20 protein-coding genes are annotated in these 19,178 nt (G+C 41.1%); 4 read left to right on the plus strand and 16 right to left on the minus strand.

The annotated features are described in order from the left end of the window. Positions 1-152 precede the first annotated feature (152 nt). Together ABEQ24_RS18850 and ABEQ24_RS18855 are read left to right on the plus strand one after the other, a co-directional pair. Positions 153-1,616 carry an ABC transporter permease gene (locus tag ABEQ24_RS18850; RefSeq protein ID WP_430008234.1) on the plus strand — a complete coding sequence of 488 codons (1,464 nt, stop codon included), beginning with the start codon at positions 153-155 and terminating at the stop codon, positions 1,614-1,616. Between the two features lie 13 nt (positions 1,617-1,629). After that, positions 1,630-2,325 (plus strand): ABC transporter ATP-binding protein, encoded by a 696-nt coding sequence (locus tag ABEQ24_RS18855; protein WP_430008235.1) that lies wholly within the window; start codon positions 1,630-1,632, stop codon positions 2,323-2,325. 472 nt (positions 2,326-2,797) lie between these two features. Here ABEQ24_RS18855 and ABEQ24_RS18860 read toward each other — a convergent pair whose 3' ends face one another. The 6 genes from ABEQ24_RS18860 to ABEQ24_RS18885 form a co-directional block, all read right to left on the minus strand. After that, positions 2,798-3,745, minus strand: coding sequence for a siderophore ABC transporter substrate-binding protein (locus ABEQ24_RS18860; protein ID WP_430008236.1), 948 nt, complete (start codon positions 3,743-3,745; stop codon positions 2,798-2,800). Between the two features lie 21 nt (positions 3,746-3,766). Then, positions 3,767-4,522 carry an ABC transporter ATP-binding protein gene (locus tag ABEQ24_RS18865; protein ID WP_430008237.1) on the minus strand — a complete coding sequence of 252 codons (756 nt, stop codon included), beginning with the start codon at positions 4,520-4,522 and terminating at the stop codon, positions 3,767-3,769. Next, complete coding sequence (locus ABEQ24_RS18870) at positions 4,516-5,466, minus strand: iron chelate uptake ABC transporter family permease subunit (RefSeq protein WP_430008238.1); 951 nt, start codon at positions 5,464-5,466, stop codon at positions 4,516-4,518. The genes ABEQ24_RS18865 and ABEQ24_RS18870 overlap by 7 nt, the downstream gene beginning before the upstream one ends. Further along, the gene (locus ABEQ24_RS18875; protein ID WP_430008239.1) at positions 5,459-6,409 is read right to left on the minus strand and encodes an ABC transporter permease; all 951 of its coding nucleotides are present in this window, start codon (positions 6,407-6,409) and stop codon (positions 5,459-5,461) included. The genes ABEQ24_RS18870 and ABEQ24_RS18875 overlap by 8 nt, the downstream gene beginning before the upstream one ends. A 210-nt stretch (positions 6,410-6,619) precedes the next feature. Further along, positions 6,620-7,051 carry a MarR family winged helix-turn-helix transcriptional regulator gene (locus ABEQ24_RS18880; protein WP_430008240.1) on the minus strand — a complete coding sequence of 144 codons (432 nt, stop codon included), beginning with the start codon at positions 7,049-7,051 and terminating at the stop codon, positions 6,620-6,622. Positions 7,052-7,161: 110 nt separating this feature from the next. Continuing rightward, on the minus strand, positions 7,162-7,575 hold the full coding sequence (locus ABEQ24_RS18885) for a VOC family protein (RefSeq protein ID WP_430008241.1): 414 nt from the start codon (positions 7,573-7,575) through the stop codon (positions 7,162-7,164). A gap of 235 nt (positions 7,576-7,810) precedes the next feature. Between ABEQ24_RS18885 and cyoE the strand changes: the two genes are divergently transcribed. Then, on the plus strand, positions 7,811-8,725 hold the full coding sequence (cyoE, locus tag ABEQ24_RS18890) for a heme o synthase (RefSeq protein ID WP_430008242.1): 915 nt from the start codon (positions 7,811-7,813) through the stop codon (positions 8,723-8,725). A 66-nt stretch (positions 8,726-8,791) separates the two neighbouring features. Here cyoE and ABEQ24_RS18895 read toward each other — a convergent pair whose 3' ends face one another. Further along, positions 8,792-9,112: a ribonuclease E inhibitor RraB gene (locus ABEQ24_RS18895; protein WP_309193064.1), complete on the minus strand. Its 321-nt coding sequence runs from the start codon at positions 9,110-9,112 to the stop codon at positions 8,792-8,794. A 158-nt stretch (positions 9,113-9,270) separates the two neighbouring features. On the opposite strand from ABEQ24_RS18895, the gene ABEQ24_RS18900 reads away from it, so the two are divergent. After that, complete coding sequence (locus ABEQ24_RS18900) at positions 9,271-9,429, plus strand: hypothetical protein (protein ID WP_430008243.1); 159 nt, start codon at positions 9,271-9,273, stop codon at positions 9,427-9,429. A gap of 68 nt (positions 9,430-9,497) precedes the next feature. Here ABEQ24_RS18900 and ABEQ24_RS18905 read toward each other — a convergent pair whose 3' ends face one another. From ABEQ24_RS18905 to ABEQ24_RS18945, 9 genes are all read right to left on the minus strand, one after another. Continuing rightward, positions 9,498-10,226 (minus strand): MerR family transcriptional regulator, encoded by a 729-nt coding sequence (locus ABEQ24_RS18905; protein ID WP_430008244.1) that lies wholly within the window; start codon positions 10,224-10,226, stop codon positions 9,498-9,500. A gap of 113 nt (positions 10,227-10,339) precedes the next feature. Continuing rightward, on the minus strand, positions 10,340-11,518 hold the full coding sequence (locus ABEQ24_RS18910) for a cell division protein (protein WP_430008245.1): 1,179 nt from the start codon (positions 11,516-11,518) through the stop codon (positions 10,340-10,342). 102 nt (positions 11,519-11,620) lie between these two features. Then, positions 11,621-11,974, minus strand: a complete 354-nt coding sequence (locus ABEQ24_RS18915; RefSeq protein ID WP_430008246.1) for a swarming motility protein SwrAA — start codon at positions 11,972-11,974, stop codon at positions 11,621-11,623. Between the two features lie 263 nt (positions 11,975-12,237). Further along, a complete protein-coding gene (locus ABEQ24_RS18920) occupies positions 12,238-13,701 on the minus strand; it encodes a S41 family peptidase (RefSeq protein WP_430008247.1) in 1,464 nt (487 codons plus the stop codon). Between the two features lie 506 nt (positions 13,702-14,207). After that, positions 14,208-15,566: a murein hydrolase activator EnvC family protein gene (locus ABEQ24_RS18925; RefSeq protein WP_430008248.1), complete on the minus strand. Its 1,359-nt coding sequence runs from the start codon at positions 15,564-15,566 to the stop codon at positions 14,208-14,210. Positions 15,567-15,633: 67 nt separating this feature from the next. Further along, on the minus strand, positions 15,634-16,524 hold the full coding sequence (ftsX, locus tag ABEQ24_RS18930) for a permease-like cell division protein FtsX (RefSeq protein ID WP_430008249.1): 891 nt from the start codon (positions 16,522-16,524) through the stop codon (positions 15,634-15,636). After that, positions 16,517-17,203: a cell division ATP-binding protein FtsE gene (gene ftsE / locus ABEQ24_RS18935; RefSeq protein WP_070878181.1), complete on the minus strand. Its 687-nt coding sequence runs from the start codon at positions 17,201-17,203 to the stop codon at positions 16,517-16,519. The genes ftsX and ftsE overlap by 8 nt, the downstream gene beginning before the upstream one ends. A 427-nt stretch (positions 17,204-17,630) precedes the next feature. After that, complete coding sequence (cccB, locus tag ABEQ24_RS18940) at positions 17,631-17,963, minus strand: cytochrome c551 (RefSeq protein WP_430008250.1); 333 nt, start codon at positions 17,961-17,963, stop codon at positions 17,631-17,633. A 53-nt stretch (positions 17,964-18,016) separates the two neighbouring features. Beyond that, on the minus strand, positions 18,017-18,883 hold the full coding sequence (locus ABEQ24_RS18945) for a YitT family protein (RefSeq protein ID WP_430008251.1): 867 nt from the start codon (positions 18,881-18,883) through the stop codon (positions 18,017-18,019). Positions 18,884-19,178: the final 295 nt, after the last annotated feature.

Consider the following 19,178-nt stretch of genomic DNA (forward strand, 5'->3'; position numbering starts at 1 on the left):
TAAAGTGAATTTCATCGTTTCGCAACAGTTTTCTAAATTGTTCCCTGTTTTTTAAAGGTTAAGAAATAGTTTGGACATAGTTTGTTCATTTCTCTCGCCTATTCTTTGAAAGCAGGGAAGTTGTACTACGTCTAATACAAAGGAGAAACAAAATGAATTTTATCAAACGCGGTTTTTTAAGTGTGAAAGCACGTGCAGGAAAAAGCCTGCTTCAAGTCTTTATTTTTACTGTCATTTGCGTATTTGTTCTATCAGGTCTCTCAATTCAGTCCGCTGCTGAAAAATCAAGCGTGCTTGCGAGAGAATCTCTCGGAGGCGAAGTGACTCTGAATGCTGATATGGAAAAGATCATGGAACAGCAGCGCAGCCAAAGCACAGAAGGCGAAAGAGTCCGTTTTCAGTCTGTTCCCATACCGGTAGAATCAGCTGAAGAACTAACAGCTTACTCTCAAGTAAAAGGCTATAATTTCTTATCCTCAACTTTCGGAACAGCAGTAAACTTCGAGCCAATCGAAAATGATGCCGCTGATACATCAGAAACAGAAGAAGATGCTCCTCGCGGGGGCATGGGCGGCGGACCTATGGCTGCAGCTGATATTACGCTGCAGGGCGTTATGTTTACCGATTCTGCCGAGTCCTTCTTAAACAGCGAATCTACTATAGTAGAAGGCCGTCACCTGACAGATGAAGATTTAGAAAAAAATGTGACAGTCATAGAAAAAACACTCGCTGAAGACAATGAGCTTTCAGTCGGTGATAAGGTCACTGTGCAATCAACAGCTGATGAAGAGTCATCTTTAGAACTTGAGATTGTTGGCATCTACGAAACCTCCTCGGCAGGCACGGATCTTGGCGGAAGAAACGTCACAGCTATGAATCCATATAACCTGCTTTATGTCCCATATACAGCTGCCTCCGCTCTTAAGGGAGCAGATTACGAAGGAACTATTGATCAGGCCGTTTATTACATGAATGATCCTGAGAAAATCGACAGCTTCACAGGGGAGGCAAAAGAAAACAGCAGCATCGATTTTGAAACGTTCAAATTGGATGCCAATGATCAGGCGTACCAGCAAATGATCGGACCAATAAACAATGTCGCTTCTTTTTCAAAAAATGTCGTGTATTTAGTAACGATCGCCGGTGCCGTAATTTTAGGACTTATTATCATGATGTCTATTCGCGAACGCAAATATGAAATGGGCGTTCTGCTTGCGATTGGAGAAAAGAAGTGGAAACTCGTCGGACAATTTCTGTTTGAGATCTTAATTGTCGCTGTCCTTGCTCTTTGCGTTTCATCTTTTTCCGGCCAAGCCGTGGCAAAACAATTCGGAGATCAGCTGCTTTCTCAAGAGCTTACTCAAACTGAGGAAACCGCATCAAATCCAGCTTCATTTGGAGGCGGACGGGGCGGCATGGGAATGGGCGGACCGTTTGGCATGCAGCAGTCTGCAGCAGAGGCAGATCCGATTGATGAGCTTCAAATTGAAGTGACCGGCAAGGACTTAGGCTTACTCTTTGGCATCGGACTGTTAATCGCCATTATTTCAGCCCTCATCCCAGCTTTATCAGTGTTAAGACTTCAGCCGAAAACCATCTTAACGAAACAAGACTAAGGAGGAAACTTCCATGACAAATCTGCTGCAATTTGAAAACGTCAGCTACTGGTATCATCATGAAAATAAAAAACATGTGATCTTGAACGACATATCCATTGGCTTTAACAAAGGAAACTTCTATACCATCGTCGGTCCATCCGGCTCAGGAAAAACAACCTTTCTGGCACTCGCAAGCGCACTGGACGTTGCGAAAGAAGGTTCCGTTTTATATGAAGGAAAAAACATTAAGAAAATCGGCCTTGCCAACTTCCGCAACAAATACGTATCCATCGTTTTTCAATCCTATAACCTGCTGCCGTATATGACAGCCCTTCAAAACGTAATAACGGCTATGGAGATCACTGGTTCAAACCAGCCAAACAAAACAGAATATGCTTTACAGATGCTTGAAAAGGTTGGCATTTCCGAAAAACAGGCACGGCAAAAAGTTCTGACTTTAAGCGGCGGGCAGCAGCAGCGCGTTTCCATCGCCCGGGCACTTTCCTGCAAGTCTGATTTAATAATTGCAGACGAGCCGACGGGGAATTTAGATGAAGACACAGCGAAAGACATCGTCCGGCTCTTTCAGGATCTGGCCCATAAGGAAGAGAAATGCATCATTGTTGTCACACATGATCAAAACATCGCGGCGATCTCAGATGTGACGGTAAAACTTTCTAAAGGCAGTTTTTATGTGCAGAAGAATCGGGGATTGGTTCATTATTAATAACGAAAGGCCGGCTCTCTATATGAGCCGGCCTTTCGTTATTATTTTTCTGCGATGCCTGAGAGGATCAGCTCCCATACTGATTCAAACTCTTCGTTGATTCGCGGGGTTTCCTACAAGCAGGAAAATTGAAAGTCAACTTCTTCGTTTTTTATAATTGGTTAGAATAGTTGTATATACACATTGAAATAAGGAGTGTTCACATTTGAAAGCATTATTGCTGAAAAGCAAAGGCGAATGGAAAGAAATGCGCGTCGGAGAGACAGAAAAGCCTTCTCCTGAGCTGAGAAGCTGATTCCTTGCTGAAACCAGGTTTACTTTCCAAATCAAGGTCTTTACTTGCCAGTTTGTCCTATTTACTGGCGAAAACCGCTAAAATACTAGCCGATTTGTCTGATTTACTTTCTTTTTTCCATTTACCTCCTAAAATCAAAAAAAACTGCGGGAACACGTCCCCGCAGTCTCAGCTTTATTATTGAATAGCCCCCGCTGCTTCTTCCGTCATCCCTGCAACAGATTCAAGTCCGCCGCCTGACAGGTACCAGTAGTCAGGATCAAGATAAATGATTTTCCCATTTTTATAGGCTTTTGTATTTTTCACCAAATCATTTTCTACAACTTGCTTCGCAGAAGATTCACCGCCGACAACTGCACCTCTATCAATTACAAATAAGTAGTCAGGGTCTTTTTCGACAATGTATTCAAATGAAATGCTTTGCCCGTGAGTAGATGCTTCAATCTTTTCATCCGCAGCTGCAAATCCAAATTCGTCATGGATGATTCCAAAGCGTGAGCCTGCTCCGTATGCACTTACTTTGCCGTCATTTGCGAGGACGATTAACGCTTTTTCATCCCCTGCTGAAGCTTTTTCTTTAAGCGCTTTAATAGACTCTTCTACACTAGCAAACTCTTTTTCAGCTTCATCTTCCTTGCCGAAAATCTCGCCTAATGTTGTGACATTTTCTTTAAATGAATCCATATACTTCGTTGTGTCCACACCCATGAAAATCGTTGGGGCAATTTTGCTCATCTCTTCGTATGAATCCTGCTGTCTGCCTGAAATGATAATAAGATCAGGTTCCATTTCGTTGATCTTTTCAAAGTCAGGCTCTTTTAAGCCGCCGACATTTTCGTATTTCGCATCTTCATATTTTGAAAGGTAAGAAGGAACATTTTTCTGCGGCACTCCCGCTGCTTCAATGCCCAGTTTATCCATTGAATCCAGCGTTCCGAAGTCAAAAACTACAACTTTTTCAGGGTTTTTAGGTACTTTGGTTTCGCCCAGCTGATGCTTTACTGTTATTTCTTCTTTCGCCTTCGCACCGCTTGCAGCTGTTTTTTCAGCCTCTTTCGTTCCGCATGCCGCTGCAAAAACAGCAAGTATCATTGTTAATAAAACGAATACTAAATTCTTTTTCATTTTCTTCACTCCTACTATTTTTTAAAAATAAACACAAATGCGATTGCCGTTAATTGTTTGGATATCGATATCCATTTCATAGATTTCTTTTAAAACAGGTGATGTAATGATTTCTTCAACAGGACCTTCCTTCACGATTTTTCCGTCCTTTAACGCGACAATAAAATCCGAATAGCAGGAAGCAAAGTTGATGTCGTGAATTACAATCACAACTGTTTTTCCAAGCTCGTCCACAAGCCTTCTCAGCACTCTCATAATCTGCACCGAATGCTTCATATCGAGGTTGTTCAGCGGCTCATCAAGGAGGACATATTCCGTATTCTGAGCGATGACCATGGCAATAAATGCCCGCTGCTGCTGACCTCCGCTCAGCTGATCCAAGTATTTATCCTCCATGTCCTGAAGTTCCATATACTCAATCGCCTCATCAATGTGCCTCACATCGTCTTTTGTCAGCTTTCCTTGAGAATAAGGAAACCGTCCAAAGCTGACGAGGTCTCTGATTGTTAATCGGATATTCAAATGATTGGACTGCTTTAATATTGAAATTTTTCTCGCCAGATCATTGCTCTTCCATTCACCAATATCTGTGCCGTCAATAAATACTTGTCCACTATCCTTTTTAATCAAGCGGCTGACCATCGACAGCAGCGTGCTTTTTCCCGCTCCGTTCGGTCCGATAAAAGAGGTGATTTTCCCTTTCTCGACCCTGACGGATACATCTTCTACTACATTCTTATTTCCATACCGTTTTGAAACCTTGCTGACTTCTACCATGATTTATTCTCCCTGAGCAGCAGATAAATAAAGTACACGCCGCCAATGAAATTGATGATCACGCTGAGCGTTGTTGAAAAGGTGAATACTTTCTCCACGATAAATTGACCGCCGAGCAAAGCAATGATGCTGATTAAAATAGATCCTGAAATCAGAAATTTATGCTGATGTGTTTTTAAAAACTCATGCGCCACATTTGCGACAAGCAGACCGAGGAATGTAATTGGACCAACAAGAGCTGTCGCAATAGAGACTAAAATAGCAACGATAATCAGCAGTCTTTTCACCACGCCATCATAATCGATCCCGAGATTTACAGCATGCTCTCTCCCAAGCGAGAGCACATCAAGGAAAGGACTGAATTTCATAAAATAAATCCCTATCGCCGCTGTGATAAGAATCGCAACAACCAGCAGATCGGTATTTACATTGTTAAAACTTGCAAACATCCGGTCCTGCACAATCTGAAATTCATTCGGATCGATCAGCACCTGCATAAACGAGGACATGCTTCCGAATAACGTTCCAAACACAATCCCGACTAACAGGAGAAAATAGATGTTTCTCCCTTCTCTTTTAAAGAGCAGCTGATAAAGCAGCAGCGCAAACAAAACCATTAAACCGACAGATATAAGAAAGTTTAAATTCTTATTAGCCATCGTCAGGGACTGAGACCCAAAGACAAAGATGATGAACGTCTGAATAAAAAGATAGAGAGAGTCTAATCCAATGATGCTTGGCGTTAAAATCCGGTTGTTTGTAATCGTTTGAAAAATCATCGTTGAAAACGCGATGCAGCTTCCGGTCAAAACAATCGCCAAAATCTTGATTCCGCGTTTTGGAATAACATAATCGGGATTCCGTCCGACATCATAGAATAGGAAAACAGCCGCGAATAATACAGAGATAAAAGCAAGGATGATCAGTTTCGTTTTATTATTCATAGGCCTTTCTCCTAAACAGTAAATAAATGAAAATGATGCTTCCGATTACACCGACAGTCAACCCAATCGAAATTTCATACGGGTATATGATGATGCGCCCCAAAATATCACAGAACAGGATAAATACAGCACCAAGCAAGGCTGTATGAGGCAGGCTTTTTTTCAAGTTATCACCTAAATAAATGCTGACGATGTTCGGTATGATCAATCCCAGGAACGGAATGACGCCTGCTGTCAAAATAACGACTGTTGTGACAAGTGCTACAATGATAAGCCCGATATTGACAACCTGCTTATAATTCAGGCCAAGATTGGCTGAAAACTCTTCTCCCATTCCCGCTACCGTAAACCGGTTCGCATAGAAATAGGCAATAATGACAAGAGGTATACTTATGTAGATCAGCTCATACTGCCCTTTTACAATCATTGAAAAATCGCCCTGGAGCCACGACGACATATTTTGAATCAAATCATTCTTGTAGGCGAAAAAGGTGGTAACTGAACCGATGATGTTGCCGAACATTAAACCTACAAGCGGAATGAAGATCGTATCTTTAAATCTGATTCTCTCTAAAATTTTCATAAAAATGAACGTACCTGCTAATGCAAAAAGAAAAGCAACACCCATCTTTTCAAGCGGACTTGCCGAAGTGAATATCATCAGCGAGACTAAAATGCCCAATCTGGCTGAGTCCATCGTACCTGCAGTTGTCGGAGAGACAAATTTGTTCCTCGTTAACTGCTGCATAATTAAGCCGCAAATGCTCATACTTACACCGGCAATCAAAATGCTGATCAGCCGAGGCAGCCTGCTTATCAGGAGGATTTGCACCTGGTCATCCTGCAGATTCAGAAGATCTAGCGGCGTAATGTCCTTCACCCCGATGAAAAGGGAGCAAATTGATAAAATGGTCAGCGCTAAAAACAAATATCTCTTCTTCATTTCATAACGTTTCCTTACATGCTTGTATTTTTGAAGCTCATTTTCCGGGAATCACCTCATTCGTCTTAATAAAGATAATCATTCTCATTTAACCCTAAAAAAAAGAAGCTTTCGCTTTGTTGTTATCTACCCTTTAAATGATAATGATTTTCATTGTCATTTGTCAATATAAATTTACTTGTTTAAACAAGTATTTATGAAAAAAAACATTTATTTTAAGTTATTTCTGATTTTATCAAGGACGGCGAGACAGATTTCCATGTCCTGTTCACTAATTTCTGCTGAAGCATCTGCAATGGTTTGACTGGCTAATCCTTCGAGTTCTGTCTGCAGAGCTTTCATTGCTTCAGTCAAAAAAATCAAATTTGTGCGCTTATCACTTTCGTGAGGAACTCGTTTCACGAGCCCGCGCTTGATCATATTATCAATAAGCCGTGACACACTTGCCTGGTCTCTTTCATTAAGCAGAGCCAGCTGATTTTGCGTTTGGCCGTCCTTTTCATAAAGTCTGCACAGAATTTGCCACTGTTCATATGTAACAGAATAATCACTTAAATTTTGATTCAAACGGTTGCAAATAAGCCTTGAAGCATGAAACAGCTTATATCCGAGTGAGTTGTCCAAATAATATTTTTTGACCATAGGTGCACACCTCTTTTTATCAGTATGTCCACTAATAATGGTAGTAGAAGATACTTGTTTGAGCAAGTATTATTCAAAAGAGAGATAACAAATCGTTATCTCTTTAAAACTTATTTAGCTTTTTCAAAATTCAAATCCCAGATAATCCCGAATGTATCCTTCACCTTTGCAAAAGTAGCACCCCAAAATGTATCCTGAAGCTCCATTAAGATCGTTCCTTTTTCAATTAGAGCACTGTAAACAGTTCTGATTTCATCCTCTGTTTCAAACTCCAGGACCAATGAAAGATTGCTGCCGGTTTCAACGGGGCTGTCTGGAAAGGCATCTGAAACCATCAGAAGAAACTCGCCTTTTTTCAAGCGGGCATGCATGATCTTATGTTCAGCTTCTGGCGGAGTTGGATAATCCGCTTCGCCATACGTCTGGATTTCAGCAATCTCGCAGCCGAAAACTCCTCTGTAGTATTCCAGCGCTTCTTTTGCATTCCCATTAAACATGAAATAAGGTGTAGCTTGATGCTTCATGAACAAACACTCCTTTGTTATGGATGATACTGTCATTATAGTGGACAGTTTCCAGATACTCAATCCAATAATTATCTGAAAAATATGAAAACGTATGGAAAATGTTCACAAAGATACGACATCTTTTTGTCAAATGCACCCGACTATTACTTTCCAGTACAAATAACTGTTAATATGTTAGATAATCAAGTATGTTGGTATAGGTTTTGGATTTAATAAGAAAAGGAGAATTGTGATGAAAAGTACAGAGGTAATCGTAGAGGATTCTCTTTCTATAAAAAGCATCTTTTCTTGGAGTAATTTTAAAGCTATCGTCAAAGACGGCATTGTGAAGTCTAACCTTCTCGGTATGTTTGCCGGCCTTTCTGTAGCATTATCTGTATATAATGTCAGCTTCGTTGATAATATTCTGGTCGTCATTCTTGCTCTGCTTGGCACAGCAGCTGTTGTAGGCGGTGCAGGTGCGATTAATAACTATTACGACCGTGATATCGACTCTCTAATGAAACGTACGATGGAGAGACCGACAGTAACGGGGTCCATTCATCCCAAGTTCGCTTTATGGCTTGGAACCGCACTTTCAATAAGCGGAATTGTATTCTTATTTATCATTTCGCCTTTAACAGCTTTTATTGGAGCTCTTGGCTTATTTTTATACCTTGTCCCTTATACAATGTGGACAAAAAGAAAAACAATCTATAACACTGAGGTAGGAAGCTTATCCGGCGCCATCGCCCCTTTGATCGGCTGGGCAGCGATTTCGCCTGACATGTTCCACCCTGCAGCAATCGGACTATTCGTTTTAATGTTTTTATGGCAGCCGCCGCATTTCTATGCAATTGCCATCAGACGTTTAGAAGATTACAAGAATGCAAGTGTGCCGATGCTTCCTGTTGTCAAAGGAACACCGCGCGCTAAAATTCAAACAATCGTTTATTTAATTTTGCTGCTTGCATCATCATTCCTGTTTTTATCATTCAGCAAAGTCGTCGCTTTCTCCATGTTCGCCCTGACGCTTGCTTGGATGCTTGCCGGAATCATCAGCTTTAAAAAAATGGATGATTACAAGTGGGCAACAATGATGTTCATTTTCTCACTGAATCATTTGACGATTATTTTTGCAATGCTTATTATTGTTTCTTTCCTATAAGAAAAGCGCAAAATTCTATACTTTCTTATCTCTATAAACAAAGTCAGCCCTAAGGCTGACTTTTTTCTATTCCGTCATGACGCTCCATCCATCTGCATAGCCGCCAAGAGGCTTGGTGATGGCATCAAGCTTCTTTTGCATGGCTGTAATCTCATTATGCTTTAAATGCATCTTAACAGAACCAAAGCACGTCCACTCTTCCACATCATCGTCATACTCCATCATAAATTTATAGCCTTTATCAGCCAGTGCTTTCAAGATGGCTTCCCCGTTCTTCTGATCTGGAACCGCCACATAAAAATCAACCATATGGGGCTTTTTAAAATTAACGCCCTCTTTATACAGCATATTCAGTACTTTTCCATCTTCATCCTTTGGAAAATTCATAGAAACCCTCCATTCATTAAAAGAAGTGCATCTTCATTATCTTACAACTAACAAAAATTGCAATCCCCATCTAAAGTCTGAGAAAACTTCATTCCAATGATGAATTTTTCCGCGCAGTTTTTTCCATATAATGAAAGTAACAAAAGGAGGCGGAAACGATGGATACAAACAACTTTTACGTTTTAGAAGAACTTAGAAAATTGGAGCAGGAGAACCTTCATAAAAGAATGCAGTATAACGAAACCTATCAATTATATCCTGAGGTGCCGAGAAAGAAAGTATGCGCGGACTTTATCTTGTTTAAAATTTGCATGTAAAAGAATAACAGCCAGATCTTACATCTGGCTGTTTTCTTATTCAATAAACGCTCAACATTAAATTATTCTTATTTCTTTTGGTTATCCGCGTAAACAGCCATGGCATCCCGCATGTATGCAGCTAAGCCTTCACCGAACTTATCTATATTTTTCGTAAATCGTTCATCATCTACGTACATTTGACCGAGACCTTTAAATGCATCAAGGGAATAATCGCCAAACTCGTTCAGCAGGACATACCATTCTCCGATTGCAGCCTGCGACTCTTCTGAAGAAGGGGATTCATGACGCAGATCTGCAAGCTTTCTATAAAGATTGTTAAAGTTCTCCTCCATTTCTTTTGTCATGCCGGCTGCTTTTGCGTTTGCCTTATCAACCGCCTCGTCTCCAAAGCGTTCACGCGCTTCCTGTTCATAAGGATTTTGACTGAAGTCAAAGCCTTCAAATTTTTCTTTTTGTGACATCTCAATATCTCCTTTCGCATGTTTGATTGTTTTCTCAACCGTTGCAATCATCAGATCCAGCCTGTTCCGCTTCTCAAGCAGCATTTTTCTGTGCAGCCTGAGCGCTTCTTCCCGGTCAAAGGAAGGACTGCTGATAATTTCTTTTATTTTCTTTAAAGGGAAACCAAGCTCTTTAAAAAATAAGATCTGCTGCAGCGTTTCAAGATTTTCATTGGAATAAAGCCGGTATCCAGAATCGGTCACCTCATCTGGCGTCAACAATCCGATTTCATCATAATGATGCAGTGTGCGCACACTAATTCCAGTTAAATCCGCGACTTCTTTTACTTTCATCAGCTGTCAGCCTCCCTTCACTATTCACTTTAAGGTATGACGTAACGTTAGAGTCAATCTATTTTTATTTTTCCAAAAAAAAAGACTTTAGCATTATGCTAAAGTCCAATTTGTCAGACTGCTTCTGTCCCCCACTTCTTCTCATCCTGCACAAACAGAATGCCAAGCTCGTGGTGTTCGCCTTTGTAAATGGCTCCCTGGACATAGCGGATCTCTCCGTTTAAGCCGATGACTTCCATTTTGCAGAAAGCACCGTTAATTTGCAGAGCCTGGTAAAACTCATCGACCGTCTTGACCGAGGCTCCATTTGTTTTCATAATGATTTCGCCAACTTCAAGCTCAAGTTTAACGGCAGGTGAGTGCGGCAAAATGCCAAGCACCATCAGGCCGTGATCCCGCTTTGAGAAATAGAAGGCTGCCGAGTTATCATTCATTCGCTGCCTGACGGTTAAAAATTCCCTGCCGATGATGGCGAGCAGTGCTGCTGCGAATGCAAGCGGCATAAACCAGACACTTACGGCCGCAGCGGCAGAAATAATCAATCCAAGCCACATGACGCGCTTAGACGTAACCATAATACTTTCTTTAGGCAATGAACCCTGAACTCTTTGATGAAACCCAATGATGTAAGGAATGAAGACAAAAAGAAACGGCTCGTCTCCAATAGTAAGTACAGGCCACCAAGACAGGCTTTCCGTTAAAGAGCCTCCCGGAATGAGCAAAAACAGCGGAAGCAGCCATGTCCGGTTTGCGACATGATTTCCAATCGGAAGTCCCCTGCTGCTTTTTAAGAGAAACGGAGAAGTCTTTAAATGCGCTGTCCGGTAAGCAAGCACACCTTCCGCGATCAAAAGCAGTCCCATTACGATCGCAAGGATAGAAAAGCTTGTCTCATTTAAATCAGGTAAAAAAGAGACGGCATCTGTCTGCATTAGGAAAAATGCAGCAAAGATGGTCAGTCCCATCGTATAAGCAGGCGTAAGAAAGCGCAGCTGAAAAGTAAGCGACAGAATAACAGTCACAATTGCCAGCAGAACAATGGAACCGAGCGGAATCATCACGCCAAGTCCAAATGTAACGGCAGACAAAAGAAGACCAGCCATCAGCCCTTTAGAATATGTAAAGCGCACTTCTTCATAGATATCTTGAATTCTTGTATGGAAGGATTTACGCTCCCGCTTGATGCGAATAAACCCAAGCACAAGTGAATAAATAAGGAAAAAATAAACGAGAGGATGAATAAAAAACCTTCCCATTGCCAAAAGAAATTCCAGCAACCAGTTTTCGAGCAAACTTCATACACCACCTTGATTGCTTTCGTCTGTTTTATAAGTAAACGATTAATGCTATTTTATCAGATATAGAATAGGATGAATATCTTATTCTGACCGAGTTTACTTTAATTTGCTCCAAAGATGCAAATTCGAAAGTGAAAAATCAAGGAGTGAATCATCTACTTTAATATCCAGCACTTCTTCAATCAGCTGCATAGACCGTTTTATATCCGTGAGGTTTAACGAAAGACGCTTGTAGTTCTCCGTTAAATAGTGAAAGTATTCTTGAATGCAAACTTTATCGATTTCCTGCAGTCTCTTAACATCTGTGTAGTTTGCCAAGTACATGCAGAACAGCTGAACCCATTTGCTGACCTTCGCATGTGAGGAATTTTCAGTTTGTAATCGTTCTTTGAATTCTTCTGTCAACTGTCGATAAGTTTGTTCTCTCATCACACTTGCCCTTTTTTTCAATTGATCTCCCCATCTTTCTGTGTTTAGAGTGTGTTGTAGAACAGTACTTCCATCGTAAAACTATTATCCCGATTAATCAACTAGCTAAAGTTTCATTTTTATGTGCGCGAAAAGTCTGAACTAATTATAAAAATACGGAAATCCCTTCTGATTTTCGTCGTATTTTCCACAAATAAATTGAAAATCGTCCTAAATGTAGCTATTTTGTTAGTAATTCCCATAAAAACAGGGCCAGCTCACTAGTTTGCAAGCTGACCCTGTTTTTATTTAGATAATGTTTCAATCGCTTTCTCAAGCTGAAGATCATGTTTTCCGTCCAAACGCTGCTCAGAAACCTTTTGATTAATGGTGTCTGCTGTCTGAACATCAATATTCCCTGTAGCTGCAAGTTTATTTTTCTTTTGAAAATCCTTTACGGCTACAGCCATCTTCTTGCCAAAATATCCATCTTCTCTGCCCGGATCATAGCCTAATCCCTTTAGAAGAATTTGTGCTGTTTTGATTTGTTCATCATTCATATCGACTGCGAGCGGTTTTTCCAGCTGAATCGGCGGGGTTGTCAGATGTTTAGGCTGTGAGACCCTAACGGTTGGTTCAACCCCTTTTTTATGAATCCAATTGCCTTCAGGTGTGAGCCATTTATAAAGAGTCAGCTTGATGTTGCTTCCGTCACCCATAGGCACAGCCTGCTGAACAGTGCCTTTACCAAAAGAAGTCTCGCCAATAATCTCATACTTCCCGGCTTCTTTTAAAGCACCCGCAAGAATTTCAGAAGCAGATGCACTTCCTTTATCAATCAGCACTGTAACCGGATAGTCTTTTTTCTCAGTCAAGCTTGAGAAATAGCGTTTTTTATCGCCATTGCGCTCTTCAATTTGAATATATGGCTGTTCCTTTGTCACAAACTGCTTCAGAATCTCCTCGACACTCTGCAAGTAACCGCCCGGATTTCCGCGAACATCAAGGACTAATCCTTTTATGTTTTTTTGCTCAAGCTTTGTTAATTCTTCATTGAAATCTTTAGCCGTATCCTCTGAAAAAGAGGTAATTTCAATATAGCCGTATTTTGATTTCCCTTTCGTTTTAACTGAGCTGAAGACTGTTTCAATTGGAATTTCGTCACGGGTCACATCAAAGCTCAGCTTTTCTTTTGAACCGGTCCGCAGAACTTCAATCTTAACCTTTGTCCCTTTTTTACCGCGGATCTTCAGAACCGTATCGTTCAAATCGCTGCCCACTACAGACTCGCCATCAATGGCAATGACCTGATCATTCGGCTGCAAACCTGCTTTTTCTGCAGGTGAATTTTTAAACGGGGAGACGATAATGATTTTGCCGCCATCCATTCCCACTTCAGCTCCGATGCCTTCAAAAGAAGAATCAAGACTGTCAGAGAATTGCTTGGCCGTTTCTTTATCCATATAGACAGAATAAGGATCATCGAGAGTCGACAGCATGCCTTGAATGGCACCCTCAAGCAGCTCCTCCTCATCGACTTCTTCCACATATTTGCTCGAGATTAACTCATAGGCCTGTTTCACTTTATCAAGGCCTTCAACTTCCTGATTCCGGTCTTGCTTTAACACATCAGTCACAGCAGGAACGGCAAGCTCTTCTGCTCTTGTCTCCTGCTGATCATGCTCCATAAACTGCTGACCTGCGTACATGCCGCCCGCACCCAGTGCCACTGAGAGAACCATCATAAGAGCTGTGACTTTTTGCTTCATCTTGTTCCTCCTTCTAAAAGGTAAAGTATGTACGGTCTTTTATATAAACTCGTATCTCTAGTATATGTGAAAAAAGGATAAATCATGTAGGACAAGATGATTCCTCTGAAAATTAGGGGAACATACGAAAAGCGCGAGCGTCTTGGTCAAATCCTGCAGGCAGATAAGGATCCGAAGGAAAAGAGAGGTTAGCGGTGGTATTCTAACCCTCCGTTACTGTTATTCGGTTTGGCGGGGTACGATTCTGGCGGTTTCCTACCCTCCCATATCGTTACTCGATTTGCCGGGGTATGATTCAAGCGGTTTCTTACCCTCCCATATCGTTTTTCGATTTTGCAGGGTACGATTCTGGCGGTTTCTTACCCTCCCATATCGTTACTCGATTTGGCGGGGTACGATTCAGACGCTTCCTTATGTTAGATTGTTGTTTTTACTATAAAAATAATAAATCAATACACGTGACAAATAAAAAACTCCTAAAACAAAATGTTTTAGGAGTTTGATTACTATTGTAAGAACTGCATTGGGTTAACTGGGTTTTTCCAAGCACCATCGTGAATTTCGAAGTGAAGATGCTTCCCTGTTGAACGTCCTGTGTTACCCATGAATCCAAGCTGCTGGCCTTTGCTTACAGATTGTCCGCTGCTTACATGGCGTGCATCTAGATGAGCATAAACAGTTGTGTATACTTTACCGTCGATGTTATGTGAGATGAATACACAGTTTCCATAGCTGCTTGAGTAGTAAGAACGGATAACTGTTCCTGCTGCTGCTGCAACAACCGGTACATTGCTTGCTCTGTTTGCAATATCAATACCAGCGTGCAATTTGCCCCAGCGATGGCCATAACCTGATGTAAATGTACCTTGTGCAGGCCACATGAACTTGCCTCCAGTTACTGCCGGTGCAGGTGCTGGCTCTGGAGCCGGAGCTGGCGCTGCTGATTCGTTAGAAGAACTGTCAGATGAAGAAGCTGCAGGCTTAGCCGCTGCTGCCTTTGCAGCTGATGCTTTCGCTGCCGCCGCCGCTGCTGCTTCCTGTTTTGCTCTTGCTGCAGCTTCTGCCGCTTCACGCTTACGCTGTTCTTCTAATTGTTTTTGACGTTCCATTTCTTTTTGGATTGCTGCTTCCTGCTCTTTCAAGAATGATGCTTCGTCTTCTAATTCATAGATCGCAGCTTCTGTTTCTTGATGCTGGGCTTGTACTTGCTTAACTAAAGCAGCTTTTTCTTTTGCCTGCTTATTTAACTGCTGTTTTAATGCCTCTAATTCAGTTAAAGCTGTTTCAAGCTTCTGAAGCTGGCTACTTAGTTCTGCTTCACTTTGCTCTAGAAGTTTTTTGTCTTCCTCGTGAGCTTTGATAATTTCTTTATCTGCATCAACGATCGTTGTCACTGCACTTACGCGTGTAACAAGATCACCGAAATCCTGAGCACCTAGTAGCACATCTAAATAGCTTACTACGCCGCCGCTCTCCTGTAGAGATCGCACACGGTCCTCTAGAAGTAGATTGCGTTTTTTGATACGCTCTTTAACTTCTTCAATTTGAATCTTTAATTCTTCGATTTTCTGTTTTGCCTCTTCGATCTCAGCTTGACGCTCACGGATTTTCTCATTTGTATCCGCTGTTTGCTTATCAAGTTTTTCGATTTCGCTGTTCAAGCTTTTCTCTTTTTGTTCAAGCTCTGATAATTGACCTTGTTTTTCTTGAATGTTTGAATCAATGCCGGAACGCTCATTTTGAATATCTGCTTTTTTCTTTTCAAGATCAGCGTTTGCATAAGCTTTTTCTTGGGTAATTGGAATAATAATAGAGCTTGTCCCTATTAAAGCAGCCAACCCAAGCGATAAGATTTTCTTTCTCACTCTCTAGTTCCTCCCTTTATCTATCATCCTCTGAACGAGGAAACCAGCAATCAGTCAGATTGCCAGTTTATACTCTTAAGAACTTGCGGACAGACATTAAGCTTCCCCATACTCCGATTAATGCGCCTATTAAGATCAGAATAGCTGATACTTGGAAGACGAATGGACTAAACGGAAGTAATTGAACGAATGAACCTGCAACTTTCGGTTCAACCCATGTAAATAAATAGTTGTACGTGGCCATTACGAGTACAATCGGAATGATTGAGCCCATAATTCCAAGCATTAATCCTTCTAAGAAGAACGGCCAGCGGATAAACCAGTTTGTTGCGCCTACTAGTTTCATAATCTCGATTTCATGCCTTCTGGCAAAAATCGTAATTTTAATTGTATTTGAGATAAGGAACATGGCCGTAAAGACTAATCCAATAATCAATGCGATGCCGATGTTTCTTGAGATTTCAACGAAATTGAACAGTTTTTCTACTTCTTCCTTGCCGTACAGAACTTTATACGCTCCATTAAAGCCCTCAATCTTCTTCGCGATTTGAGGTGTATCGCGCGGATCTTCCGTTTTGATGACGATCACATCATTCAAAGGATTGTTCTGTTCAAAAAGCTGATATGATTTCCCCTGTTCTCCCATGCTGCTGATCAGGTTATCAAGCTCTTTTTCTTTCGGAGAAAGTTTGGCAGATGCAATTCCGCTCAGGTTATCTACCTTGTTCCTGAGCTCTTTTTGTTCCTCCGGCGTGCTTGTCACATCAACCAGCACCCGTATTTCAACGTCCTCTTCAACTTTAGAAGCAAAGTTGTTTAAGTTCATCATAATAACCAGGAACGTTCCGACAAGGATTAAAGTGACAGTTACGGCACTGACTGACGCAAATGTCATCCAAGCATTACGGCTTAAGCTTTTTAACGTTTCTTTGAAGTGACGCCCAAGGGTTCTAATCATAAATCCCATACTCCCCTCTAGCCTCGTCACGCACAATCTTTCCATCTTCGATCGCGATGACGCGTTTTTTCATGGTGTTTACTATCTCACGGTTGTGTGTCGCCATCACAACAGTCGTTCCTCGATTGTTGATTTCCTCGAAGATGCTCATGATCTCCCAGGACGTATCAGGGTCAAGGTTTCCTGTCGGCTCATCTGCAATGACAACCCCAGGATTGTTAATAATTGACCGTGCAATCGATACGCGCTGCTGTTCTCCTCCTGATAACTCATTAGGGAAAAATCTAGCCTTATGCTTGAGCTGAACAAGATCTAAAACGTCCAGCACTTTCTTTTTGATAATTCTAGGATTCTCTCCAATAACTTCAAGGGCAAATGCAATGTTCTCAAAAACTGTTAACTTAGGCAAAAGTTTAAAGTCCTGGAAAACAACACCGATGCTTCTTCTTAAATAAGGAACTTTCTTTTCCCGCAATTTAGCAAGATTAATTCCATTGATCACAATTTTGCCGTCTGTTGGTCTTTCTTCACGGTACATCATTTTAATAAATGTTGATTTACCAGCACCGCTCGGACCGACAACATAAACAAATTCGCCCTGATCTATTTTTACATTTATTCCATTAATGGCGAGTACGCCATTTGAATACGTTTTAAAAACGTCTGTCATTTCGATCATATTTTTATCACCCAAAGCTGTTTATTTTGTAGATTACGTGGTGTCCGCTGGTTCGTGTTTAGTAGAGTCTCGGAATATGTATCCAATATTTTCATATATTAATAAGATTACCCACAAAAAATATTATAACATCAAAGTTCGGCAAAAATAGACTTAAAAATATTACAGTTTCATTTCAACGTCGTAAATTGTAGAATTTTATCGATTTACAATCATTTATAGTTCCAATGTTAGAGCTATTGACAGCGCTTTAATCTAAATATTAGAACTTTCTGACTAAAAAGACAATCTTTTTTTAGGGATTTATTAATGGAAAATATTTCTGAGTGTCGAAAGGTTTTACTTGCGGATTTGGATTAATTAGGTTAAATAGGGGGATAAAAACAGGAAAACCAGCCATATGATCTGGCTGGCCTTTTTATGCAAATTACTTTTTCTGAGCAAGCCATTCTGCTACGACAGCTGCGTCTGTTTCATTAATAAGACCTGCAGGCATTCCGCCCTGACCTTTGTTAATAATGCTTTCAATTTTCTCTTGATCATATTTACCGCCTACTTTTTCAAGGCTTGGTGCCGCCCCGCCGCCTTCAAGATTTTGACCATGACAGCTGATGCAGTTTTGCTGAACGATTTCTTCAGCTTGTGCCGTATCCTTTGACCCTGTATCGTCCTTCGGCTCTTCTCCGGCATTATCTCCGCCTCCGCATGCCGCGAGCGCAAGTGATGTTCCAAATAATAGTGCGAATAGTTTTGTTTTCATTGCCAAAATCCTCCTCAAATAAGGATATAAAATACATTTCTATTATATCCTATCTAGGCCCTCTTGAAACCTTCACCGAGGACATCAGAAGCATCCATAACGACGACAAACGCAGACGTATCAATGCTTTTTACGAGTTGTTTCAATTTGGTGAATTCTGTTTGATCGACTACACACATCAAAATCGGCCGTTCATTCTCCGTGTAGCCTCCAAAAGCAGACAGCTTGGTAACGCCTCTGTCGATTTCACTGAGAATCGCCTTTCTGACCTCTTCTTCCTGGTTCGTAATGATCATCGTCATTTTTGAACGGCCAAGGCCAACTTGAACGATATCAATCGTTTTGCTGGTCACATAAAGAGCTACAAGCGCATAAAGGCCGAGTTCAATATCAAAAACAACCGCCGCTGTCAGCACAATCAGACCATCTATTAAAGCTACACATGTTCCGAGAGACAGACCCGTGAACTTATGAATGATCTGTGCAGCAAGGTCTGTCCCTCCTGTTGAGGCTTTTCCTCTAAAAACAAGACCGAGGCCAAGGCCAACCCCGATCCCGCCGAAAATCGCTCCAAGCAAAGGGTCTGTAGTTGCAGGTGACATATCTTTCGTTAAAAAAACGACAAACGGAAGGAAAATAGTTCCTATCAATGTTTTTAAACCAAATTGTTTGCCCAGGAGCAGCACTCCCGCAATAAATAAAGGAATGTTGAACGCCCACTGCACATAAGCAGGTTCAAATCCAAATAACGAATCTGTAATCGTACTGATGCCGCTCACTCCACCGGATGCTATGCGGTTAGGCAGAAGAAACAAATTAAAGGCGATGGCAACGATTCCAGACCCGAGTAAAATAAAGAAATAGGAAGAAATTTTTTCTAAAACAGGATTGTATGTACGAGTGCGTTTACGCTGAAACATCTTATATCCTCCATCTATGAAAACACTTGTTTTTTAACATAACCTTACAGAGTATAGCACCAGGCTGATCAAGCTGTAAATAACAGTGAAATAACGTGCTAAAGAGGTAAAGCGGTGGAGTTAGTTTTTACTATAGAATAAAGATTTAGCCATATTTAGTTTAAGTCGAAACAGTTAACTTCGCTGAATTACTGTCCGAAATTGGAACTATACTTGCCGAATAGCGTATTTTACTTGAAAAAATAATAGAAATACTTGCCGAATTGATTCATTTACTTTCTTTTTTCCAGACACC

It is taken from the genome of Metabacillus idriensis (genome assembly GCF_050483325.1).
GTDB lineage: Bacteria > Bacillota > Bacilli > Bacillales > Bacillaceae > Bacillus_P > Bacillus_P idriensis_A.